General features: G+C 68.0%; 24 protein-coding genes and 2 tRNA genes. 14 read left to right on the forward strand and 12 right to left on the reverse strand.

Translation table 11 applies throughout. From position 1 onward, the window contains the following. Positions 1-24: 24 nt before the first annotated feature. Positions 25-426, reverse strand: a complete 402-nt coding sequence (locus tag NKT36_RS10845) for a DUF5778 family protein (protein WP_327051063.1) — start codon at positions 424-426, stop codon at positions 25-27. Positions 427-638: 212 nt separating this feature from the next. Here NKT36_RS10845 and NKT36_RS10850 point away from each other — a divergent pair, with 212 nt between their 5' ends. The 4 genes from NKT36_RS10850 to cofC all read left to right on the forward strand — a co-directional run bounded on the left by NKT36_RS10850 (position 639) and on the right by cofC (position 4,394). Further along, positions 639-1,535 (forward strand): complex I NDUFA9 subunit family protein, encoded by an 897-nt coding sequence (locus tag NKT36_RS10850; RefSeq protein ID WP_327051064.1) that lies wholly within the window; start codon positions 639-641, stop codon positions 1,533-1,535. A gap of 235 nt (positions 1,536-1,770) precedes the next feature. Then, positions 1,771-2,943, forward strand: coding sequence for a tubulin/FtsZ family protein (locus NKT36_RS10855; RefSeq protein WP_327051065.1), 1,173 nt, complete (start codon positions 1,771-1,773; stop codon positions 2,941-2,943). After that, the gene (locus tag NKT36_RS10860; RefSeq protein WP_327051066.1) at positions 2,912-3,724 is read left to right on the forward strand and encodes a hypothetical protein; all 813 of its coding nucleotides are present in this window, start codon (positions 2,912-2,914) and stop codon (positions 3,722-3,724) included. Before NKT36_RS10855 ends, NKT36_RS10860 begins: the two co-directional genes overlap by 32 nt. Before the next feature lie 64 nt (positions 3,725-3,788). After that, positions 3,789-4,394: a 2-phospho-L-lactate guanylyltransferase gene (gene cofC, locus NKT36_RS10865; RefSeq protein ID WP_327051067.1), complete on the forward strand. Its 606-nt coding sequence runs from the start codon at positions 3,789-3,791 to the stop codon at positions 4,392-4,394. Positions 4,395-4,396: 2 nt separating this feature from the next. Here the strand turns inward: cofC and NKT36_RS10870 are convergent, their stop codons facing one another. Continuing rightward, positions 4,397-5,104, reverse strand: coding sequence for a S26 family signal peptidase (locus NKT36_RS10870; RefSeq protein WP_327051068.1), 708 nt, complete (start codon positions 5,102-5,104; stop codon positions 4,397-4,399). A 131-nt stretch (positions 5,105-5,235) separates the two neighbouring features. On the opposite strand from NKT36_RS10870, the gene cofG reads away from it, so the two are divergent. Beyond that, positions 5,236-6,345 (forward strand): 7,8-didemethyl-8-hydroxy-5-deazariboflavin synthase subunit CofG, encoded by a 1,110-nt coding sequence (cofG, locus tag NKT36_RS10875; RefSeq protein WP_327051069.1) that lies wholly within the window; start codon positions 5,236-5,238, stop codon positions 6,343-6,345. Between the two features lie 8 nt (positions 6,346-6,353). Here cofG and cofH read toward each other — a convergent pair whose 3' ends face one another. Next, a complete protein-coding gene (cofH, locus tag NKT36_RS10880) occupies positions 6,354-7,706 on the reverse strand; it encodes a 7,8-didemethyl-8-hydroxy-5-deazariboflavin synthase subunit CofH (protein ID WP_327051070.1) in 1,353 nt (450 codons plus the stop codon). Between the two features lie 118 nt (positions 7,707-7,824). On the opposite strand from cofH, the gene NKT36_RS10885 reads away from it, so the two are divergent. The 3 genes from NKT36_RS10885 to NKT36_RS10895 all read left to right on the forward strand — a co-directional run bounded on the left by NKT36_RS10885 (position 7,825) and on the right by NKT36_RS10895 (position 10,055). Further along, entirely contained in the window at positions 7,825-8,754 is a 930-nt protein-coding gene (locus NKT36_RS10885) for a DMT family transporter (RefSeq protein ID WP_327051071.1), read from the forward strand. Positions 8,755-8,873: 119 nt separating this feature from the next. After that, positions 8,874-9,572: a DUF7504 family protein gene (locus tag NKT36_RS10890; protein ID WP_327051072.1), complete on the forward strand. Its 699-nt coding sequence runs from the start codon at positions 8,874-8,876 to the stop codon at positions 9,570-9,572. 84 nt (positions 9,573-9,656) lie between these two features. Continuing rightward, positions 9,657-10,055, forward strand: coding sequence for a MaoC/PaaZ C-terminal domain-containing protein (locus NKT36_RS10895; RefSeq protein WP_327051073.1), 399 nt, complete (start codon positions 9,657-9,659; stop codon positions 10,053-10,055). 28 nt (positions 10,056-10,083) lie between these two features. On the opposite strand, the gene NKT36_RS10900 is transcribed toward NKT36_RS10895, so the two are convergent. The 6 genes from NKT36_RS10900 to NKT36_RS10925 all read right to left on the reverse strand — a co-directional run bounded on the left by NKT36_RS10900 (position 10,084) and on the right by NKT36_RS10925 (position 13,830). After that, complete coding sequence (locus NKT36_RS10900) at positions 10,084-10,602, reverse strand: peptidylprolyl isomerase (RefSeq protein WP_327051074.1); 519 nt, start codon at positions 10,600-10,602, stop codon at positions 10,084-10,086. A gap of 41 nt (positions 10,603-10,643) precedes the next feature. Then, positions 10,644-10,904, reverse strand: a complete 261-nt coding sequence (locus NKT36_RS10905; RefSeq protein ID WP_327051075.1) for a hypothetical protein — start codon at positions 10,902-10,904, stop codon at positions 10,644-10,646. A 41-nt stretch (positions 10,905-10,945) separates the two neighbouring features. Continuing rightward, the gene (locus tag NKT36_RS10910) at positions 10,946-11,158 is read right to left on the reverse strand and encodes a hypothetical protein (protein WP_327051076.1); all 213 of its coding nucleotides are present in this window, start codon (positions 11,156-11,158) and stop codon (positions 10,946-10,948) included. A 751-nt stretch (positions 11,159-11,909) separates the two neighbouring features. Then, positions 11,910-12,563 carry a potassium channel family protein gene (locus tag NKT36_RS10915; RefSeq protein WP_327051077.1) on the reverse strand — a complete coding sequence of 218 codons (654 nt, stop codon included), beginning with the start codon at positions 12,561-12,563 and terminating at the stop codon, positions 11,910-11,912. A gap of 62 nt (positions 12,564-12,625) precedes the next feature. Next, positions 12,626-13,594, reverse strand: coding sequence for an ABC transporter permease (locus tag NKT36_RS10920; RefSeq protein WP_327051078.1), 969 nt, complete (start codon positions 13,592-13,594; stop codon positions 12,626-12,628). Between the two features lie 86 nt (positions 13,595-13,680). Continuing rightward, positions 13,681-13,830, reverse strand: coding sequence for a hypothetical protein (locus NKT36_RS10925; protein WP_327051079.1), 150 nt, complete (start codon positions 13,828-13,830; stop codon positions 13,681-13,683). Between the two features lie 41 nt (positions 13,831-13,871). On the opposite strand from NKT36_RS10925, the gene NKT36_RS10930 reads away from it, so the two are divergent. After that, entirely contained in the window at positions 13,872-15,035 is a 1,164-nt protein-coding gene (locus NKT36_RS10930) for an ABC transporter permease (RefSeq protein WP_327051080.1), read from the forward strand. 331 nt (positions 15,036-15,366) lie between these two features. Here the strand turns inward: NKT36_RS10930 and NKT36_RS10935 are convergent. Then, positions 15,367-15,438: transfer RNA gene (locus NKT36_RS10935), tRNA-Thr, on the reverse strand. 63 nt (positions 15,439-15,501) lie between these two features. Beyond that, positions 15,502-16,170: a DUF7114 family protein gene (locus tag NKT36_RS10940; RefSeq protein ID WP_327051081.1), complete on the reverse strand. Its 669-nt coding sequence runs from the start codon at positions 16,168-16,170 to the stop codon at positions 15,502-15,504. A gap of 60 nt (positions 16,171-16,230) precedes the next feature. Between NKT36_RS10940 and NKT36_RS10945 the strand changes: the two genes are divergently transcribed. Next, positions 16,231-16,932, forward strand: coding sequence for an enoyl-CoA hydratase/isomerase family protein (locus NKT36_RS10945; RefSeq protein ID WP_327051082.1), 702 nt, complete (start codon positions 16,231-16,233; stop codon positions 16,930-16,932). A gap of 17 nt (positions 16,933-16,949) precedes the next feature. Here NKT36_RS10945 and NKT36_RS10950 read toward each other — a convergent pair whose 3' ends face one another. Then, positions 16,950-17,747, reverse strand: a complete 798-nt coding sequence (locus NKT36_RS10950) for an NAD+ synthase (RefSeq protein WP_327051083.1) — start codon at positions 17,745-17,747, stop codon at positions 16,950-16,952. Between the two features lie 166 nt (positions 17,748-17,913). On the opposite strand from NKT36_RS10950, the gene NKT36_RS10955 reads away from it, so the two are divergent. The 4 genes from NKT36_RS10955 to NKT36_RS10970 all read left to right on the forward strand — a co-directional run bounded on the left by NKT36_RS10955 (position 17,914) and on the right by NKT36_RS10970 (position 20,321). Then, positions 17,914-17,984: transfer RNA gene (locus NKT36_RS10955), tRNA-Gly, on the forward strand. Between the two features lie 850 nt (positions 17,985-18,834). After that, positions 18,835-19,185: a helix-turn-helix domain-containing protein gene (locus tag NKT36_RS10960; protein WP_327051084.1), complete on the forward strand. Its 351-nt coding sequence runs from the start codon at positions 18,835-18,837 to the stop codon at positions 19,183-19,185. Between the two features lie 20 nt (positions 19,186-19,205). Next, entirely contained in the window at positions 19,206-19,514 is a 309-nt protein-coding gene (locus NKT36_RS10965) for a type II toxin-antitoxin system PemK/MazF family toxin (RefSeq protein WP_327051085.1), read from the forward strand. Between the two features lie 3 nt (positions 19,515-19,517). Further along, positions 19,518-20,321, forward strand: coding sequence for a sugar phosphate isomerase/epimerase family protein (locus NKT36_RS10970; RefSeq protein ID WP_327051086.1), 804 nt, complete (start codon positions 19,518-19,520; stop codon positions 20,319-20,321). The last annotated feature ends 11 nt before the right edge of the window (positions 20,322-20,332 follow it).

A 20,332-nucleotide genomic window follows, 5' to 3' on the forward strand; every position in this document is an offset into this window, starting at 1 on the left:
GGAACGGCCGGTACGTAAACCCTTCTAACCCTCGACGCCGGTGACTTCGACCCCGATGTCGCGGACGTCCGACAGGATGGCGTCCTGGTCGGCGCTGGCCTCGTAGTAGAAGACGACGTCGAAGGAGCCGTTGCGCAGCAGTTGCTGGCACTCCCAGACGAACTCCTCGTCGTCCAGCGTCAGCCCCTGGTGCTGGTTCGAGGCGAAGTCGGTGTCGTCGGTCCCCGAGTAGACGAACGTGTCCGTCGGGTCGTGGCCCGCGTGTTCGGCGATTATATCGCCCACGTCGACCGTCAACTGGTGCATCTCGATGTCGTCGCTGCCGTCGAGGTCCGTGTGGACGATGGCCCCGTTGAGTTCGATGTCGCCGGGTTCGAGCAGTTGCTTCGTCCGCCTGTAGAGTTCCTCGTCGATGGCGCCGTCCATATGTGACGGTACGCGTTCCAGGCGTTAAACGGCCTGCGATTGCGACGGGCGAACTGCGGTAGCGAAAGGCGAACCCCCTTCGAGTGGGGTTCGCGACGCGACACCCGGAGCAGATCGCCGGCAAGGGTCTGGCGTCCGCCACCGACGTTCCGGTAGCGGCGACCGTTCGACTGGCAGATAGTTTTACCTACCATGCCGTACATATCCATGGTATGAGGGTTCTCGTCACCGGTGGGACCGGCTTCGTCGGCCGCAACCTCGTCCGGGAACTGGACGACCGCGGCCACGACGTGACGGCGCTCGCACGCGATCCGGCGTCGGCCGACCTCCCGGAGGAGGCCGAGACGGCGATGGGGGACGTGACCGCCTACGACTCAGTCGAGGGCGCGTTCGCGGACCAGGAGGTCGTCGTCAACCTCGTCGCGCTCTCCCCGCTGTTCGAACCGCCGGGCGGACTGACCCACATGAGCGTCCACCTCGGCGGCACCCAGAACGTCGTCAGGGCGGCCGAAGCCCACGACGTCGACAAGGTCGTGCAGATGAGCGCGCTCGGGGCGGACCCGGCAGCGCCGACGTCGTACCTCCGCTCGAAGGGACAGGCCGAGGAGGTGGTGCGGAACGCGGACCTCCGGCGGACCATCTTCCGCCCGTCGGTGATATTCGGCGACGGCGGCGAGTTCGTCCCGTTCACGAAGAAGCTGACGCCGCCGTACCTCGCCCCCCTGCCGGGCGGCGGGAAGACCCGCTTCCAGCCCATCTGGGTCGGCGACGTCGCGCCGATGCTGGCCGACGCCGTCGAGGAGGAACACGACGGCGAGACGTACGAGGTCGGCGGGCCGGAGGTGCTGACGCTCGCGGACGTGGCGAAGCTGGCTCGCCGCGCCGAGGGGCAGTCGGTCACCGTCGTCCCCGTTCCGATGTCCCTCGCCGGTGCGGGCCTGAAGGTCGCGGGGGCGCTCCCCGGCGTGCCGATGGGCGCGGACCAGTTCCGCTCGCTCGAACTTGACAACACGGTTACAGACAACGACGTCGACGCGTTCGGCGTCGCACCCGAAGACCTGAAAACCCTCCGAGAATATCTAGGGGTTGAACGGCGCGCCTCCGTCTGACGGTCCCCGCAGTGACAGTTCCCGCACGGAACTGACGGTCGGCAGACACGAGTGGACATATCCAGACTTAAAGAGAGGGTGTCTGATAGGTGTCCCGTCGATTACCAAGGCACTGATAGAACGACGCCGTCTGGCGATTTTTTGCAGAGCCTGTCTTTTAAGTGAAACGCGAAACACCAAAAAGCTTATCTGGTTATTCATTCTGGTGTTCTTCAAACGGAGAACGGTACCGAAAATGAAACTCGCGATGATCGGGTTCGGTCAGGCCGGTGGCAAGATTGTCGACAAGTTCCTGGAATACGACCAGCGAACTCAAAGCGGAATCGTCCGCGCGGCAGTCGCCGTCAACACGGCCAAGGCCGACCTCATGGGGCTCGAGAACATCCCGCAGGACAACCGGGTGCTCATCGGGCAGTCCCGGGTCAAGGGGCACGGAGTCGGCGCGGACAACGAACTCGGCGCGGAAATCGCCGAAGAGGACATCGACGAGGTGCAGGGTGCCATCGACAGCATCCCCGTCCACGAGGTGGACGCGTTCCTCATCGTCGCCGGCATGGGCGGCGGGACCGGCAGTGGCGGGGCGCCCGTCATCGCCAAGCATCTCAAGCGCATCTACACGGAACCGGTGTACGGCCTCGGCATCCTGCCGGGCAGCGACGAGGGCGGCATCTACACCCTCAACGCCGCGCGCTCGTTCCAGACCTTCGTCCGTGAGGTGGACAACCTCATGGTGTTCGACAACGACGCCTGGCGCCAGTCCGGCGAGAGCATGGAGGGCGGCTACGAGGAGATCAACGAGGAGATCGTCACCCGGTTCGGCATCCTGTTCGGTGCCGGCGAGGTCGGCGGCGACGACGACGTCGCGGAGAGCGTCGTCGACTCCAGCGAGATCATCAACACGCTGGCAGGCGGCGGCGTCTCGACCATCGGCTACGCGGCCGAAGAGGTCGAGATGCAGGACTCAGGCGGTCTGCTCTCGCGGTTCACCGGCGGCGACGGCGACGCCGGCGACACGGCACACACCACCAACCGCATCACCAGCCTCGTCCGGAAGGCGGCGCTCGGCCGGCTCACGCTCCCGTGCGAGATCGACGGCACCGAGCGCGCGCTGCTCGTCATGTCCGGCCCGCCGGAGCACCTCAACCGGAAGGGAATCGAGCGCGGCCGCAAGTGGCTCGAAGAGCAGACCGGCAGCATGGAGGTCCGGGGCGGCGACTACCCCGTCAACGAACCGAACGTGGCCAGCGTCGTCCTGCTGTCGGGCGTGAACAACGTCCCCCGCATCAAGGAGCTCCAGCAGGTCGCCATCGAGGCCCAGGAGAACATCGACGACATCCGTCAGGAGAGCGAAGAGAACCTCGAAAATCTCGTAGAAGATGAAGAAGATGAACTCGACCCGTTGTTCTAGGCTCGTCGCACTGCTCGTCGTCGCAACCCTCGCCCTCTCGGCCGTCGTCCCGGCCGCGGCGTTCTCGACCAGCGACAGCGGCGTCCCGAGCGACGCCGCGGTGGAGGAGGAGGTGAGCGCGACGCTGACGGTCACGGAGCTCTACGAGAACTACGAGGAGTGGACGCTCCACGGCGAGACCGAACTGACCGGCGTGACCTGGAAGGTCGTCCAGTACGACCAGGCCGGTAACAAGATCGGCGAGGCCTCGAACGCGTACGACGGCCAGTCGTTCAACCAGTCGGTGAGTATCGATTCGGACGCCAGCAAGATCGAGGTGAAGGTCACGGGGACGGTCCCCGAGGTGGAGAACTTCACCTACGCCGACCAGCAGACGTTCGAACTGGCGACGCTCGACCAGGTCCGCCAGGGCGGCAACACCGAGGCCATCGCGTCGTGGACGCCGAAGTACCACACCGACGCGAGCAAGGAGGCCCGTAGCGCCATCTCGGACGCCGAGGCCGCCATCGAGGACGCGCCGAGCGGCGCCGACACGTCGGAAGCCGAGAGCGACCTCGACTCCGCCATCACGGCCTACAACGGCGAGAACTTCGACCTCGCCGTCGAACTCGCCGACAAGGCCACGGAGAAGGCCAACACCGCGGCCAAGAAGGCCGAGCAGTCGAAGCAGCAGTCCCAGCTCCTGATGTACGGCGGCATCGCCGTCGTGCTCCTGCTGCTCGTCGGTGGGGGCGTCTACTGGTACCGTTCCCAGCAGGGGAACACGAGCAAGCTGAAGTAACCCCGTCTTTTCTCGTCCGGACGCCTTCCACAGTTCCTTAACCCCCCGTCGACTACGGCCGACCATGCAGGTCGTCGTCCCGTTCTCGGCCGCCGAGCCGAAGACGCGGCTCGCCGGAGTGCTCGCCCCCGACGAGCGGCGCGCGTTCGCGCTGGCGATGCTCCGGGACGTGCTCGACGCGGTCCGCGCGACGGGCCGGGGGCCGACGGTGCTCGCGACCGAACCGGTCGACGTCGACGCTCCCGTCACCGTCGACCCGCGGCCGCTGACGCCCGCCGTGAACGACGTGCTGGACGACGATCCGACGGCGGTCGTGATGGCCGACCTCGCACTCGCGACGCCGACCGCGCTGGAACGGCTGTTCGACGCCGACGGCGACGTGGTCCTCGCGCCGGGCCGCGGCGGCGGCACGAACGCGCTGGTCGCCCGCCACCCCGGGTTCCGCGTGGACTACCACGGCGCGTCGTACCTCGACCACCGTACCGCCGCGAGCGACGTCGGCGCGACCGTCACCACCGTCGACTCCCACCGCCTCGCGACGGACGTCGACGAGCGCGGCGACCTCGCCGAGGTCCTGCTGCACGCCGACGGCCGGGCGCGCGACTGGCTCGTCGACGCCGGCTTCTCGCTGTCGGTGACCGACGGCCGCGTCGAGGCGGCCAGAGAATAGCGTTACGCGGACGCGTTGGCGACGTAACTTGCCCGGAGTCCGGTCGAGTCGAGCGTCGGGGCCGGCGCGTCGGCCATCTGCAGTCGCACCCAGCCGAGCCACGGGACGCGCAGTTCGGCGGTGCCGACGACCCACCCGGGCCTGACCGGGCCGGTGTTCGCGTAGGTGCCGGCCTGGTCGTAGACGCCGTTGGCGTCTCCCTTCGTGATGAATCCGGCGTGCGGTGCCGGGCAGTGCGCCAGTTCGCCACAGTCGTCCGCGCCGCCGACGTAGTCGGGGTCGGCCTCGTCGTACCAGTTCTCGCCCTTCTCGACCCAGAACATCGCCCGGTGGATGATGGGCGTCCGTCCCGACTCGCCGTCCGGCCTGTAGATGACGACGTCGCCGTAGCTCCCGAACCGCTCGTAGCCGGCCCGCTGGCCTGCCCGGTGGGTGACGACGCCGGTGCCGGCCTGGGCGGCGTCGCCCGCGAGGCGGTGTTCCTCCATGACGAATATGAGGTCGGTGCGGTGCATGTGCGGCTCCATGCTCCCGCTCTCGACGGCGACCAGCGGCGGCCAGATGCCGCTGACGGCGAACAGCAGGAGGCCGATGCCGACGACGACGGCCGTCGTCGTCAGCACCTCGCGAGCGACGACCACCGCCTCGGCGTCGGTCGTCCGGAACCAGCGCAGCCACTCCCGCGGGTCGGCGTCGGTCGGCGGTGACATCGCCCCGAGACTGTGTCTCGCTGTCGCTTGAACGTTCCCATTCCGTGACCGGTCGGCGGCGTCGGCGTTCGCTCCGGCAACCGTCTCCGCGGTTCCAAACCCTTTTCCCCGGCGTCGCGTAGTACGAAGCGATGATTCCGGGGACCGCAGAGTACGACGTCGACGTCACTATCGACCAGCGCGAAGTCGACGACCTGCTCGCGGTCACGCCCGCGGACGTCGACCCCGCGGACGAACTCACCTTCGCGAAGAACGTCTTCGTCCCGCTGACGACCGCCTGCCGGTACACCTGCACCTACTGCACCTACTTCGACGCGCCGGGCGAGGCGTCGCTGCTCTCGCCCGAGGAGGTGCGGGACGTCGTCCGGCGCGGTGCGGACGCCGGCTGTACGGAGGCGCTCTTCACCTTCGGCGACGACCCGGACGACCGCTACACCCGAATCCACGACCAGTTCGCCGAGTGGGGCCACGACTCCATCCACGACTACCTCCGGGAGGTCTGCGAACTCGCGCTGGAGGAGGGCCTGCTCCCGCACGCCAACCCGGGCGACCAGACGCGCGAGCAGATGGAACGCGTCGCGGACGTCAACGCCAGCATGGGCGTGATGCTGGAGACGACGGCGGACGTCGACGCCCACGCCGGCCCGCGCCAGAAGAGCCCGGGCCAGCGGCTCGCCACCATCCGTACTGCCGGCGAACTCGGCGTGCCGTTCACCACGGGCATCCTCGTCGGCATCGGCGAGAGCTGGCGCGACCGCGCCGAGAGCCTGCTCGCCATCCGCGAACTGCACGAGCGCTACGGCCACGTCCAGGAGGTCATCGTCCAGAACGTCGTCCCGAACGAGCGTTCCCGGTTCGAGCGCCCCGACGTCGATACCATGCGCCGCGTCGTGGCGATGGCCCGCCACGCGCTCCCCGACGAGGTGTCGGTGCAGGTGCCGCCGAACCTCTCGCCGACCCGCGACCTGCTGGACTGCGGCGTCGACGACCTCGGCGGCGTCTCCCCCGTCACCGACGACCACATCAACCCCGAGTACGAGTGGCCGGCGCTGCGCGAACTCGAGGCCATCGCCGACGAGGCGGGCGTCCCGCTACGCGAACGGCTCCCGGTCTACGAGCGGTTCGTCGACGACGGCGACTGGCTCTCGGAGTGCATCGAGGCGGCCATCGCCGCCGAGGACGTCCACGGCGAGCGCTTCCGGTCGGTGTTGCGGGACGGCGACGGTTTCACAGACGGGTGACGCAGTTCCTACTCCACGAGCGGCGTCCCGTCGGCGCGCGGACCGAGTCGGGGGCCGACGGGCGATTCGTCGGGGTCGACCTCGCGAATCTGGCGGTAGTCGGTCGAGCGCTCGGCGGGCGTGCGACCGATGGCGGCTATCATCTCGGCGTACTCCGAGAAGGAGCGGAACTCGCCGAACTCGCCGCCAGCGCGCTTGGTTATCTCCTCGGAGAGGATGGTGCCCATGAAGTCGTCAGCGCCACAGGAGAGCATCTTCAGGCCCTGCTCGTCGCCGTACTTCACCCACGACGACTGGACGTGGTCGACGTTGTCGAGGAAGAGGCGCGAGACGGCGATCATCAGTTCGTCCTCGTCGGTCGACGCGCCGGCGTCGACCATGCCGCGCTCGTGGAGCGGGGTGTTCCGGTGGACGAAGGACAGGGGGACGAACTCCGTGATAGCGCCGGTTCGGTCCTGGAGGTCGCGCACGCGGTCGAGGTGCATGACGCGGTGCATCTCGTTCTCGACGTGGCCGTACATGATGGTCGCGGTGGTGTCGAGGCCGACCGACGCGGCGGCCGCCATCGCCTCCAGCCACTCGTCGGTGCCGATCTTGCCGGGGCAGATGACGCCGCGGACCTCGTCGACGAGAATCTCCGCGGCGGTGCCGGGGACGCTGTCGAGGCCGGCGTCCTTGAGACGGCCGTAGACGCCCTCGTAGCTCCAGTCGGTGCCTCTGCGGGCGTGGTAGGCCTCCTCGGGCGTCATCGAGTGGAGGTGGACGTCCCCGACCGACATCGCCCGCATCTGTTCGGCGTAGGTGCCGGGGTCGGTCTCGTAGGCGTCGGCAGACCGGTAGTTGAGGTCGCCGCGGTCGCTCGCCTCGAGTATCTCGCGGTGCTCGTCGTCGAGCGCCAGCGCGGGGTGGAGGCCGCTGACGGACGTCACCTCGTAGATGCCGCGGTCGAGCGCGTCGCTGACGACGTTCCGGGACTCGGCGGGCGTCTTCGTGAACCCGCCGTGGTCGACGTCCGTGCCGACCTCGAAGTCCTGGGCGGTGTCCTTGAAGTTGCAGAACAGACAGCCGGTGTTGCAGGCCGTCGTCACGTTGTTGTTCAGGTTGGCGACGAAGGTGACCCGGTCGCCGACGACCTCGGCCCGGCGGCGGTCCGCCGCTTCGAGGACGCGCTCCTTGCGGGCCCGGTCGATGCCGGGGACGTCCGTGCCGGTCGTCAGTAACTCGACGCCGTCCGCGACGTCCAGACGTCGGCCGTCGCGGGCCTTCGCCAGGGCGTTCTCGAACGACTGGTCCGTCTCGGGGCGGTGCTCGAAGTCGAACCGGCCCCGGGGGACGTTGCTCCGGTTCCGTGCGTCGGCCATACCCGTCCAACTGGTCCGACGGATAAAAACCGGTGGGATAGCGGAACGCCCCCGGAGAACCCGGCACTCGACGACGGGTTCCGAAAGCTTGACTCCGGCCGCCACGAGAGCATCCACAGTGACAAGTTATCGGAACGTCGCGCTGTTCGTGTTGCTCGCGGCGGTCTGGGGGTCCGCCTTCATGGCCATCAAGGCCGGTCTGGACTACTTCCCGCCCGTGCTGTTCGCCGCCATCCGCTACGACGTGGCCGGCGTGCTGATGCTCGCGTACGCCGTCTACGCGACCGACCGCTGGCGGCCGCGGACCGGCGACGAGTGGCGACTCGTCCTCGTCGGCGGCGCGCTGATGATCGCCGGCTACCACGCCTTCCTGTTCGTCGGCGAGATGGAGACGACGAGCGCCGTGGCGGCCATCGTCGTCAGCACGAGCCCCATCCTGACGACGGGGTTCGCCCGCGTGCTGCTGCCGAGCGAACGCCTCACGCCCGTCGGCATCGTCGGCCTGCTCCTCGGTCTCGTCGGCGTCGCCATCCTCAGCCTGGGGACGTCCCAGGCCGGCGCCGTCGTCACGCCGGGCGTCGTCGGCAAACTCCTCGTCTTCGCCGCCGCCGTCTCGTTCGCGCTCGGGAGCGTACTCACACGGCGCATCGACGCCGACCTCCCCATCGAGACAATGGAGGCGTGGTCGATGGTGCTCGGTGCCGTGATGATGCACGTCATCAGCTTCGCCCGCCCCGCCGAGTCGCTCGCGATGGTCGAGTGGACCGCGGAGGGCGTCGCCGCCCTCGCCTATCTCTCGCTGGCGGCCAGCGCGCTCGGCTTCCTCGTCTACTTCGACCTGCTGGAGCGACTCGGCCCCATCGAGATCAACCTCGTCTCCTACGTCGCGCCCGTGTTCGCGGCGGTCTCCGGCTGGCTCTTCCTGCACGAGCAGGTGACGGTCGTGACCGGTCTCGGCTTCCTGGTCATCTTCGCCGGGTTCTGCCTGCTGAAACGCCGCGCGCTCGCGAGGGAACTCCCCCAGCTCCGGTCGTCGCTCCGACTGTAGCTGCACCCCCGTCGGCGCTGCGCTCGCCGCCGTTCGACGGCTGCGGGCCCGCAGAAGCCGCCGGTCACCTCCCGTCGACCCCAACAATTTTATCATTTCGATAGGTAAGTAATTCAAAGATGTCGTCCCTGCAACTCCGCATCCGGGGCGAGGATTCGCCGAGCGAGTTCGACGCCGTGCTCCGGCAGTTGAAACGCGACGGCTGTCACCTCCTCGTCACCGGCGACGTCGACGGGGGGGTCGCCGGCCGGGCGACGCGTCGTCTGCTCGGCGACCCGAACCGCGACCGCGAGCGCGTGCTCGCCGTCACCGATCCGACCGCCGACCACGTCGACCACTGTCTGCCGGCCGGCGTGCGCCGGACCGACCCCGACGTGTGGGTCGCCGACCCGACCGGCAGCCAGCGGTCCGTCCCGACGGACGCGGCGGGCGTCGAACTGCCGGCCGACTGCGCCGACAGGAGCGACCTCGGCCGTCTGCGGGCGGAACTCGTGCAGGCGGTAGGCTTCTTCGACGACGTCCGGAACGGCCTCAGCCCGGCTGAGCTCCGGGTCGGGATCGCGTCCGTGACGCCGCTGTTCGACGCGCACGACCGGGAGACCGTCAGACGGTTCCTGCGAGCCGTCGGCGCGATCGTCCGCGGCGTCGACGGAATGGGCCACGTCCACCTGTCGCTCCCCGACGACCATCCAACGGTCGCCGACCTTTCGCCGCTGTTCGACGCCCGCATCGAACTGCGCCGACGCGAGGGGCTGGTCCCCGAACAGCGCTGGCACGTCCCCGAACACGACATCACGAGCGACTGGACGAAGCTCTGACCGCGCGAGCACCGTCGGCTACGAAGCGCGGCCTACGAGCGGCGGCGCGTGAACTAAGTCGCCGGCAGCCGTCGCCTGAACCCGATGGCCGGGCACACGACCCCTCCGACGGCGGGCGAGACCCACACCGTACAGCGCACGTTCACGACCGCGGACGTCCGGCGGTTCGCTGCGGTCTCCGGGGACCAGCAGCCGCGTCACACCGAACCGGACGAGGACGGCCGGCTGCTGGTGCACGGCCTGCTGACGGCGACCCTCCCGACGACCGTCGGCGGCGACCTGGCGGTGCTCGCCAGCTCGATGTCGTTCGAGTTCGTCCGGCCGGTGTACACCGGCCAGGCGATCACCTGCACCTGGACCCACGACGACGTCGAGGAGCGCGAGGACCGCTACGAGCTCACCGTCGACGTGGTCTGCGAGAACGAGCGCGACGAGGTCGTCCTGACCGGCACCCTCTCCGGTCTGGTCTGGAAGGACGACTAGCCGCTGCGGAGTACTGCCGTCCGGCGTGCTACTGGTGGACCGTCACGGACTCGAGGACGACGTCCTGTTTCGGCTCGTCGTTCGGGCCCGTCTCGACATTCCCGATCTCGCGGACGACGTCCATGCCGTCGGTCACCTCGCCGAAGACGGCGTGGCGGTCGTCGAGGTGGGGCTGGGCGTCGAGGGTGATGAAGAACTGCGAGCCGTTCGTGTTCGGGCCGGAGTTCGCCATCGAGAGGATGCCCTCGCTGTCGTGGCGCAGTTCGGGGTGGAACTCGTCGTCGAACTGGTAGCCGGGGCCGCCGCGTCCGGTTCCGGTGGGGTCGCCGCCCTGGATCATGAAGTCCTCGATGACGCGGTGGAAGAGCACGTCGTCGTACAGCGGTTCGCCGTCGACGGTCTCGCCCGTCTCGGGGTCCTCCCACTCCTTCTCGCCCGTGGCCAGGCCGACGAAGTTCTCCACCGTCTTGGGGGCGCGTTCGTCGAACAGTCGGACGTCGATGTCGCCGTGATTCGTGTGAAGCGTCGCTGTCAGTTCGTCTGCCATGCTCCAACCAAGGGCCCCCGGCGGGAAAAAGCGTTCCGTCCCTACTTGCTCGCCGTCGTGTACAGAAGCGGCGCTACCACCACGAGCGCGAGGCCGAGGAAGGCGTACGTCGACGGCGCACCCATCGACACCACGAGCATGAACAGGACGCCGAACAGGACGGTGTTGATCGCGAGTACCTTCCGCGAACCGAGTGGAATCGCACCGAGAATCGACAGCACGAACAGTGCCAGGACCGCGTGTCCGACGTGGTAGTTCACCAAGAAATCGTCGACGAGGGGGAGTGGGACGAACTCGATCATCCTTGTCGAGAAATCGCCCCGAGTTGTCCTTTAAACTTCCGCTATGCCCCTCCGGGGCCTTCGAACTCCAGCGGTCGGATCCAGATGAACCAGATGGCGACCGCCGCGGTGAAGTAGCCGGTGTAGAAGACGACGGTCCCCAGCGTGTCGTATCCTCCCTCCGTCAGGGCGTACTTCGCCATCCCCGGCACGAGGACGCCCAGCGCCAGAGCCAGGCCGAACCGGACCTTCCCCGCCGCGTCCGTGGTGCTCATGCGTCCCTGTTGCGACTCCAGCGGGGTGAATCGCTCGGTTCGCTCCAGCGCCACCGACGGCAGTACTCGCTGACGCCGGCGTGTCACCCGGCCGTCCCCCGACGCCTTCCGCGGAGTCATGCGGTCGTCTGACGCGGTTTTAAGTCGTCGAAGTGCCGACTCCGAAACGGGCGCGCACCACAGCCTCTCTCCCATCCTCCCACTTCGCGCGCCCGGACCACCACCCACATCCTCCCCTCCCCTCCCCGCTCTCCCCCTTCACCTCCGTTCCCCTTGCCACCGAGACGCGATTGCACCGACGTCGCTCGCTCCTCACAGTCCCGGCGTTCGACGGATTTCCCGCGTCGTCGCTCGCTCGGTGCCACCGCGCTGTCGGGGGCCGTCAGGCGTTCCCTACTGCGGAAACGTCTGCTCCCTCACCGGTACAATCGGAGCCTGTGAGTGACAAACTGCGCCTGTCACCCGTCCAGACGGCCCATAACAAAGGGGGATTCGGTCATCCGTACAGGTGCGCCCGACGGCTCGGGCGCGAAGCGTGTCGCAGTCTCGCGGTGGACGTCCGGCGACGCCGGGAGCTCTGGCGGCGGGCTGGCCTCCCGCCACAGTGTCACCAACCTCCCCACGAAAGTTCTCGTTCCGGCCGTCCCCAGAACCCCGCGCTGCCCATTTTCCTCCCTCCGAATCACCAGTAGCGGTGTGCGTCTCCCGCCGGCCAGCAGTCGAAGCGAGGATATCGTGACCCGACGCCGGCTCAGCCCTGGAGGCGCTCGCGGACCTCGGGAACGGCGTCCCGCTCGGCGATGAGCGCCACCCGGTCGCCGGCCTCGATGGTCGTCGCCGGGAGCGGTATCGTCATCCGCTCGTTCTCCCGTCCGTGCGCGTAGATGCGCGCGTCGCGCGGGAGGTCCACCGCCGACAGGCGCTCGCCGACGACGGGGGACGCCTCCGGCACCGCCAGCGTCGTCAGCTGGAGCTGTTCGGTCAGGTCGGCGATGACGTGGAAGTCGCCGCCGAGCAGTGCCGTCTTCGCCCCTGCCGCGCCCATCCGCTCGGGGTAGACGACCTCGTCCACGTCGTCGGCGAACTTCCGGTAGATGTCCTCGCGGTAGTCCTCGTCGATGCGCATCACCGTTCGACAGCCGTGGTGCTTGCCGACCATGCAGGCCGCGAAGTTGACGTTCAGGTCGCCCGTCAGCCCGCCGATGGCGTCGGCCGACGCGACCGCCGCCTTCTCGAGGACGTCCTCGCTGGAGCCGTCGCCCTCGACGACCGAGAACTCCTCCTCTCTCGCTCGCTCGGCCTTCTCGTGGTCGTTCTCGACCAGGGTCACCTCGTGGCCCTCCTGGCGGAGCACGCGCGCGGTCCGGAGCCCCACGCGACCTGCACCAACGATAACGAATCGCATGGCTGGTCAATCGCGCAGGTGGACCAAAAGCGTTGGTGCTGGACGGGTCGCGCCCGTCCCCCTCACTCGATGCGGGGGTCGAGGAAGGGCTCCAGGAGGTCCTGGAGCGTGGTCGCGAGGATGCCGGCGATGGCGATGACCATCGTCGTCCCGACGATGAGCGGCATGTCGCGTTGCCGGACGGCGAGGTAGCCCATCTTCCCGACGCCCGGAATCCAGAAGACGTGTTCGAGGACGTAGACGTGGAGGACGAGCACGCTGACGAGGTCGGTGGCGAAGAGGGTCACCAGCGGGAGCGCCGCGTTCCGGAGCACGTGTCGGCCGAGCGCCCGATTGTTCGCGCCCTTCGAACGCAGGGTCTTCACGAACTCGGCGTTCACGTACTCCGAGGACTCCGCGCGGGCGTACCGGACCCAGCTGGCGAAGAGGGTGGTCGCCAGGACGAGCGCCGGCATCGGGCGTATCGTGAACGGAATCCCCGCCACCACGAACGGATGCGGCTGGAGGACTGTCTGGAGCCAGCCCGCGTAGTCCGCGACGAGGACGGGTAGCACCGCTGCAAGCCAGAAGTTCGGGAGCCCGAGACCGACGTACGCGACGAGGTTCGCGAACCGCTCGGTAGCGCCGCTGTCGCCGATCGCGGTGGCGACGCCGAGGAGGATTCCGGGGAGCGTCGCGAGCAGGATTCCCGGGACGACGTACCCCAGCGTCGCCGGGATGGCGCGGGCGAGGATGTCGGTCACCGGCGCCTTCTTCGCGAGCGAGCGACCCCAGTCGAGCGTGCTGACGTCGACCAGCCAGCGGAGGTATCGCTCGTGGACCGGGTCGTCGAGATTGTGCGCCTCCTTGTAGGTGGCGAGGGCCTCGTGGGTTTCCGAAGCGTCCGTCCCTGCGTCGCGCACGCCGTACGCCACCATCCCGAGGTTGGGGTCCGGCGTGAGTGCGACGAACATGAACGCCACCGTCATCACGAGGTAGATGGAGAGGATGGCGAAGCCAACGCGCTTGAGGACGCGTTCCCGGTAGCTCATCGCTGGGCACCTCGTTCGTCGTCGGGACCGCTCTGGAGGGGCGTCAGGGCGAACATCGCTTGCGTTCCTGTTACTGATGGTTCATTTTAAACGTTCATGTCCTCTCCCGACCCGGCCGACGGTTCGGCCTCGTCGATGGCCTGCGACGACGCAGGGCCGGTCGAACGTTCGTCGGCGTCGTCGTTGTCGTCGGCGACGCCGACAGGCGCCGTCCGTTTCTGTCCGCACTTCGACATCTTGTAAACGCTTATGACGGAGGAGAGACGTTTCCGAGTCGATGGCCGCGGAGCCCTCCAGCGAGCAGTTCGAACGAATCGACTGGGAGTCGCTCGACGGTGGCAGGTGGCGAGTCGCCGTGCGGACGAAGGCGTTCCTGCTCGGGACCGCGATCCTCGCCGTCCTGTTCTGTTACGACCTCCTCGTGCTCACGAGGCAGGAGGAACTCGTCCGGTGGTGGGATTTCACCCGGATCGACTGGCTGTTCGTCCTCTCGCTGCTGGCGCTGTTCTGCTACGTCGTCGTCCCGCTCGCGACGAACCGCGAACAGACGCGGCGGTACTGGCGACGCCTCCGGTCGGACCGCGCCGCGCTCGCCAGCTTCGTCTTCCTCGTCGCCTTCTTCCTGGTCGGTACGGTCGGGTCGATGGTGTACTACCCCGACATCGAGTTCGCGCACGCGAAACAGCCGCCCCTGCTGTTCCCCGTCGACGACGCCTACGCGCTGCACTGCCTGGGCGTCGAGTCGAACGGCCTCTGTCACGGGACGTGGCGGTACCCGCTCGGGACGAACGCCGACGGCAAGGGCGTCCTGCGCCTCATCGTCGCCGGCACGCGCGTCAGCCTCATCGTCGCGCTCGTCACGTCGATGATCGTCGTGCCGCTGGCGACCGGCGTCGGCCTGCTCGCCGGCTACCGCGGCGGCTGGGTGGACGACGTCCTGATGGGATACGCCGACGTCCAGCAGACGGTGCCCGCGTTCGTCATCTACCTCGTCACGATATTCCTCTTCGACTCCAGCCTCTTCCTGGTCGTGGCCGTGTTCGGACTGACGAGCTGGGGGAGCGCCGCCCGCCTCGTGCGCAGCGAGGTGCTCCAGCGCCGCGAGGAGCCGTACGTCGTCGCCGCGCGCAACGCCGGCGCGAGCGACCGCTTCATCATCCGCAACCACATCCTCCCGAACGTCTCCAGCACCGTCGTCACCGCCGTCACGCGCCAGATTCCGACGTTGCTGCTCGCCGAGGCCGCCATCGCCTACATGGAGCTGAACGACATCATGGTCCAGTCGTTCGGCGAGACCATCGCCTACGGTCTCCGCCAGGACTGGCAGACGATGTGGTGGTCTTCCGTGTTCCCTGTCATCGCCTTCGCGCTGCTCGTCGTCTCCTTCAGCGTGTTCGGCGACGCGCTCCGGGACGTGCTGGACCCTCGTGGTGACGTGTAGCGTTCGGGTCGAAGCGTCTCGGCTCCGGGATCGTCGCGTTCGGGTCGAAGCGTCTCGGCTCCGGGATCGTCGCGTTCGGGTCGAAGCGTCTCGGCTCCGGGATCGTCGCGTTCGGGTGCGTTTGAGCGAGGTTCTGCTCTCGTGACCTGACACACCGAGCTATCAGGCTGCCGAACAGCCGACGGAAGTGAAAGCCCAGGCCAGGATTCGAACACGCCGAGACGGTCGCCCTCGTTCGCTCGAGCGCTGCGACTCGTCTGCTCAAATCCCGGGTTGGCTTTTCACTCGCTCAGACCCCTCGCTATCGCTCGGAGATCATCGCTCGGAAAAAAGCCTAGGCCGGGATTTGAACCCGGGCTCTCGTCCTTACCAAGGACGCGCTTTACCGCTAAGCTACCCAGGCGCGGTGTCGCTTGGATGCATTATTTCGTACACGCCGAACCGTCTTTAGGCGTTTCGATTCGCATCAGGGGTCGGTGACCGACGATGACCGCCGTTCGTCGACGCCGACGGTCGCGTTCCGCGACAGTTTCGACAGCGCGTCCTCGGCGTCGTCGGGGAGCGCGCCGATCTCCGGCGCGTCGACGGGCGTCTCGTCGCCGTCGACCACGGAATCTGCCAGCTCGGACGCGTACTCGCTCGCCTTCGAGGGGGCGTCCGCGCCGGCGACGGTGGTGCCGGCGACGATGGCGAGTTCGAACACGTCGGCCTCCAGCGACCGGTCGAGACCGTCCGGTGTCGTCTGGTCGCGGCCGAACGACTGGACGGTTTCGACGGCCTTGTCGGCGGCCTCGGTGCGCGCCAGCACGTAGAACCCGCGGGAGACCATCACGGTGGCTGCCAGGATGGCGACGTTGCTTTCGGTCTCCGTCGACGTCTCCTCCCAGGGTTCGTCCACCGCGAGCGAGCGGGTGAGTCGCAACCCCTCGTAGATGAGCTGGACGCCGGCGGCGCGGTTCCGGGCGCCGGTCGCACCCGTCGCTCCATCCACTGCACGAGCGCTCAGTAACGTCAGCACGCCCGGGGTCATCGCCGACGATTCGAGCAGTCCGTCGATGTAATCACGGAGATGCTCCGGCGTGATGTCCCGGACTGCCTCGCGCGCTGCCCCACGAGCCCGGACGGCCTCTTCCATCGTCGGTGGGTTACGACGGAACTGCCAAAGACCTTTGGAAACCGCCGCCAAGTACGGCCTATGATTCGCGTCTCCGACGACCCGGACGTCCGCACGGTGACCCTCTCGCGCCCCGAGCGCCGCAACGCGCTCACCCGCGACGGCCTCGACGACCTCGCAGACGCCGTCGCCGACGCCGACCAGCCCGTCGTCCTCCTGCGCGGTGCCGGGCCGGCGTTCTGCGCCGGTGCCGACCTCGACGTGGTGGCCGACCTCGACCGCGACGCCGCGGTGGCGTTCGCCGAGCGCGGCCAGCGCGTCGCGAACGAGATAGCCGACGCCGACAGCGTCGTCGTCGCCGGCGTGGACGGCGCGGCCCGCGGCGGCGGCGTCGAACTCGCGCTCGCTTGCGACGTGCGCGTCGCCACGCCGGACGCCACCTTCGCCGAACCCGGCGTCCAGCTCGGCATCTTCGGCGCGTGGGGTGGCACCGTCCGCCTGCCGGACGTCGTCGGCCAGGGCGAGGCGCTCGACCTCGCGCTCTCCGGCCGCGCCGTCGACGCCGACCGGGCGCTGGAGATGGGGCTCGTCTCGCGGATCGTCGAATCCCCGCGCGCGGTCGCCGACGAGATCGCCGCCAACGACCCGATGGCGCTCCGGGTGGTCAAGGAACGAGTCCGCGACGCGTCGGCGCCGAGCGTCCAGGAGGCGCGCGAGGCCGGCGCGTTCGGCGACCTCGTCGCGACCAGCGCCGCCGACATCGCCGCGAGCCGTGAGGAGTAGCAGTCGCGTTCGAACGTTCAGTCCAGCCGTTCGGGGCTCGGCGGGACGGCGCGCTTGTGCTCGCTGCGCTCGTACATCTCCCGGACGCGCCGGACGTCGTCCTCGCTCGCGCCGTCGACCTGGCGGGCGGTCGCGGTGACCGACAGCGGACCGTCGACGTGCAGCGCGAGGATGGCGTCGAGCGTGTCGTAGTCGATGCCGAGCTCCTCCTCGTCGGTCTGCCCGGCCCAGAGCCCGGCGGTGGGCTCCTTCTCCGCCAGTTCGGCGGGCACGCCGACGTGCTTCGCCAGCTGGCGGACCTGCTGCTTGTAGAGGTTGCCGATGGGGTGGCAGTCGACCGCACCGTCGCCGTACTTCGTGAAGTAGCCCACCAGCGCCTCGGTGCGGTTGCCCGTCCCGAGCACCAGCGCGTCCTCGTGGTTGGCGACGAGGTAGTTCAGCACCGCCCGCGTTCGCGCCCGGGCGTTGCCGACCGCCACCGTGTCGCCCTCCGCCTCGGGGTAGGCGTCGAGGAACTGGTCGACGACGGGGTTGATCTCGAAGACGTCGTAGGGGACGTCGAGGCCCTGGGCGACCCACTCCGCGTCGCTCATGTTCTCCTCGCGGCTGACCGCGCCGGGCATGACCAGCCCGTGGACGTTCTCGCTCCCCAGCGCCTCGACGGCGAGGTTCGCGACCAGCGTGCTGTCGATGCCGCCGGAGAGCCCCAGCACCGCCCGCTCGACGCCCGCGTCGTCGACCGACGCGCGGACGAACTCGACGATGTGCTCCCGGTGCGCTTCTAGCTCCGCCTCCGATAGCGCCAGCTCTATCATGGCCGTGTGTAGGGCAGGTGACGACTAAAGGTTCTCCACCGCCGTCGTTTTCTGGACGAACGTCCGGAAGCGCTACGTTCAAGTGCCGCCAGAGTGAACTTCCGGGTGCATCCGTCGTGCCGTGGTCCGACGATCCGTTCGTCTGCCCGCCCGGCACGACCTTCGTGCGCCGGTGGTCTAGTGGTAGGACATGAGCTTCCCAAGCTCATAGCCCGGGTTCAATTCCCGGTCGGCGCATTCTGCGACGAACGGACGTGAGGAGCGAATGCGGTACGGAGGGAATTGAATCACGCAAATCCGAGCGACAGCGAGGATTTGCAATCGGGTTCAATTCCCGGTCGGCGCACTCCCTGCGGTCGTTTGCCGGCCGACGTTCACCTCGCTGCGCTCGGTGAACTCCCGGTCGGCGCATTCTGCGACGAACGGACGTGAGGAGCGAATGCGGTACGGAGGGAATTGAAGTAGAGAAGACGCAGCGCCGAGCGGAGCGAGGCGACCGTCTTCGCGTGGTTCAATTCCCGGCCGGCGCATTTTTCGGCGACCACACGGCGAGCAGTTCATCTGCTCGCCACTCCGGGAGCCGTAAAATCGCCCACGGATTGAACCCTGCAAGTCACAGCCCACGCAGGGAGCGCAGCGACCGAGTAGGAATGTCTTGCTCCGGTTCAATTCCCGGTCGGCGCACTCCCTTCGGTCGTTTGCCGACCGACGTTCACCTCGCTGCGCTCGGTGAACTCCCGGTCGGCGCATCCGGGTTTCTCTTGGTCGAACTCAGGCGTTTGAGAGCTACTTCTCTCCCATCGATGGGTGCGTAGCTCATAACCCTGGGTCGATCCGATTACTTGAATCCAACGACTGGATCGGGAGTGGGGTTCGCATACGTCTCGCGTCCCGGTCTGTGGAGTCGTATGGACTGGTGGACGGAAGGAACCGCAATACGGATTCTCGACACGCTCCATCAAGAGCCAGTGACCGTGAGTCGTTGCCGAACAGCGGATGTTCGTCTTCCGTTCACGTGCCGAACCCCGACTATCGTGACCTGACTGACAGAGGAACGATTATGACACTGGAGACAGTACTGACATACGTGCCGATCGACATCGAGACCTTCAGTAACGCCAGCGACGAGGAGCTCACGGAGGTGACGAACGCCGAGAAGGTCGTCCGGTTCCTCCACCGGAACAACGACAAGGCGTTCACTCCCTCCGAGATCGCGGAGGGTGCAGGCGTCAAGAAGAGTTCGATAAGTACCGTCCTCCGTCGACTACGAGAGCGGAATCTCGTCGAACACAAGGGAGACTACTGGGCGATCGGTGACGAGAAAACGGTCCGAGAGGCGTTTCGATTCCACCGGAGCATGGAAGACCTAGACGACCGGTTCGGAGCAGAAGACATCGACGAGTGGCGGGACCATGCCGCGGCGAACCGAGACGAATGAGTTGGGGACGCGGGGACGTCGTGGTCGCAATCGACCCGTTCAAGGACAACGATACAGCTGGCCGCCCGTTTCTCGTTATCAGTGACAGCGAGACGCCGTTTCATGGCGATCAGTACATCGCGCTTTCGCTGACGACGCGGACATGGCACGACGAACGAATTCCACTCGAAGACGAACACTGGACAGATGGAGGTGCGCCAAAGTCCAGTTCTATCATGCCGTGGTCGGTGAACGCCATCAGAAGCGAGTGGATAGACTACCGACAGGGAGCGCTCCGCGAGGATGTCGTTGAGCGGGCGGTCTCCCACGTCGTGGAGTACATCGACTAGTTGATGACCAGCGCCCCCGACCTCGACCTCGGCTTCACGGTCGGCCTCGGCATGCCGTTCGACGAGGCCGTCGCGTGGGCGGCCGAGGAAGGCTTCCGGTTCGTGGAACTGCTGCTCGACGGGCCGTACGCCCGCGAGCGCATCGCCGACGAGCGGGCGGCGATGCGGCGGACGCTCGACGACGCCGGGATGGGCGTCGTCGTCCACCTGCCGTTCGCCGCCGACCCCGGGTCACCGTTCGCGCCCGTGCGGGCGGGCGTGGTCGAGGAGTTCACCGCCGGGATGGACCTCGCGGCCGACCTCGGCGCGGAGACGGTGGTGTTCCATCCGTCGTCGGACGCCTGGGACCTCGGCTGGACGGCGGCGGAGTCCCGCGAGTTCGTCCACGACGCGCTGGACGACCTGGTGCCCGCTGCCGTCGAACGCGGCCTGGAGCCCTGCCTGGAGAACGTCGTCTCCAGCTACTACGACGTGACCGCCTTCCCGGAACTGCTGGAGCGCTACCCCGAGGCGTCGATGGCCTTCGACATCAGCCACGCGCTGCTCGCCGGGATGGACGAGGCCGGGATGGCGCGGTTCTGCCGCGAGCACGCCGACCGCATCGGGCACCTCCACCTGGTCGACACGCGCGGCGGCGACGACGAACACCTCCCGGTCGGGATGGGGACCGTCGACTTCGAGACGGTGTTCGAGGGGCTGGCGGACGCCGACTGGTCGGGGACGGCGACGCTGGAGATCGGCACCGAGGACTACGACACCATCGCGCTCGGCAAGCGTCACGCCGAGGAACTGCTGGCGAGGGAGTGAGGTCGGCCGGG

The sequence above is a fragment of the Halomicrococcus gelatinilyticus genome, from assembly GCA_024227995.1.
Classification (GTDB): Archaea; Halobacteriota; Halobacteria; order Halobacteriales; family Haladaptataceae; genus Halomicrococcus; species Halomicrococcus gelatinilyticus.

What these genes read in the sequence shown, in the direction of transcription:
- NKT36_RS10905 (WP_327051075.1), bottom strand. Translation starts at nt 10,904, where the DNA reads ATGATCGAGTTCGTCCCACTCCCCCTCGTCGACGATTTCTTGGTGAAC.
- NKT36_RS10925 (WP_327051079.1), bottom strand. Translation starts at nt 13,830, where the DNA reads ATGTCGAAGTGCGGACAGAAACGGACGGCGCCTGTCGGCGTCGCCGAC.
- NKT36_RS10950 (WP_327051083.1), bottom strand. Translation starts at nt 17,747, where the DNA reads ATGATAGAGCTGGCGCTATCGGAGGCGGAGCTAGAAGCGCACCGGGAG.
- cofC (WP_327051067.1), top strand. Translation starts at nt 3,789, where the DNA reads ATGCAGGTCGTCGTCCCGTTCTCGGCCGCCGAGCCGAAGACGCGGCTC.
- NKT36_RS10900 (WP_327051074.1), bottom strand. Translation starts at nt 10,602, where the DNA reads ATGGCAGACGAACTGACAGCGACGCTTCACACGAATCACGGCGACATC.
- NKT36_RS10890 (WP_327051072.1), top strand. Translation starts at nt 8,874, where the DNA reads ATGTCGTCCCTGCAACTCCGCATCCGGGGCGAGGATTCGCCGAGCGAG.
- NKT36_RS10855 (WP_327051065.1), top strand. Translation starts at nt 1,771, where the DNA reads ATGAAACTCGCGATGATCGGGTTCGGTCAGGCCGGTGGCAAGATTGTC.
- NKT36_RS10860 (WP_327051066.1), top strand. Translation starts at nt 2,912, where the DNA reads ATGAAGAAGATGAACTCGACCCGTTGTTCTAGGCTCGTCGCACTGCTC.
- NKT36_RS10920 (WP_327051078.1), bottom strand. Translation starts at nt 13,594, where the DNA reads ATGAGCTACCGGGAACGCGTCCTCAAGCGCGTTGGCTTCGCCATCCTC.
- cofG (WP_327051069.1), top strand. Translation starts at nt 5,236, where the DNA reads ATGATTCCGGGGACCGCAGAGTACGACGTCGACGTCACTATCGACCAG.
- NKT36_RS10910 (WP_327051076.1), bottom strand. Translation starts at nt 11,158, where the DNA reads ATGAGCACCACGGACGCGGCGGGGAAGGTCCGGTTCGGCCTGGCTCTG.
- NKT36_RS10915 (WP_327051077.1), bottom strand. Translation starts at nt 12,563, where the DNA reads ATGCGATTCGTTATCGTTGGTGCAGGTCGCGTGGGGCTCCGGACCGCG.
- cofH (WP_327051070.1), bottom strand. Translation starts at nt 7,706, where the DNA reads ATGGCCGACGCACGGAACCGGAGCAACGTCCCCCGGGGCCGGTTCGAC.
- NKT36_RS10970 (WP_327051086.1), top strand. Translation starts at nt 19,518, where the DNA reads ATGACCAGCGCCCCCGACCTCGACCTCGGCTTCACGGTCGGCCTCGGC.
- NKT36_RS10940 (WP_327051081.1), bottom strand. Translation starts at nt 16,170, where the DNA reads ATGGAAGAGGCCGTCCGGGCTCGTGGGGCAGCGCGCGAGGCAGTCCGG.
- NKT36_RS10845 (WP_327051063.1), bottom strand. Translation starts at nt 426, where the DNA reads ATGGACGGCGCCATCGACGAGGAACTCTACAGGCGGACGAAGCAACTG.
- NKT36_RS10895 (WP_327051073.1), top strand. Translation starts at nt 9,657, where the DNA reads ATGGCCGGGCACACGACCCCTCCGACGGCGGGCGAGACCCACACCGTA.
- NKT36_RS10930 (WP_327051080.1), top strand. Translation starts at nt 13,872, where the DNA reads ATGGCCGCGGAGCCCTCCAGCGAGCAGTTCGAACGAATCGACTGGGAG.
- NKT36_RS10850 (WP_327051064.1), top strand. Translation starts at nt 639, where the DNA reads ATGAGGGTTCTCGTCACCGGTGGGACCGGCTTCGTCGGCCGCAACCTC.
- NKT36_RS10945 (WP_327051082.1), top strand. Translation starts at nt 16,231, where the DNA reads ATGATTCGCGTCTCCGACGACCCGGACGTCCGCACGGTGACCCTCTCG.
- NKT36_RS10870 (WP_327051068.1), bottom strand. Translation starts at nt 5,104, where the DNA reads ATGTCACCGCCGACCGACGCCGACCCGCGGGAGTGGCTGCGCTGGTTC.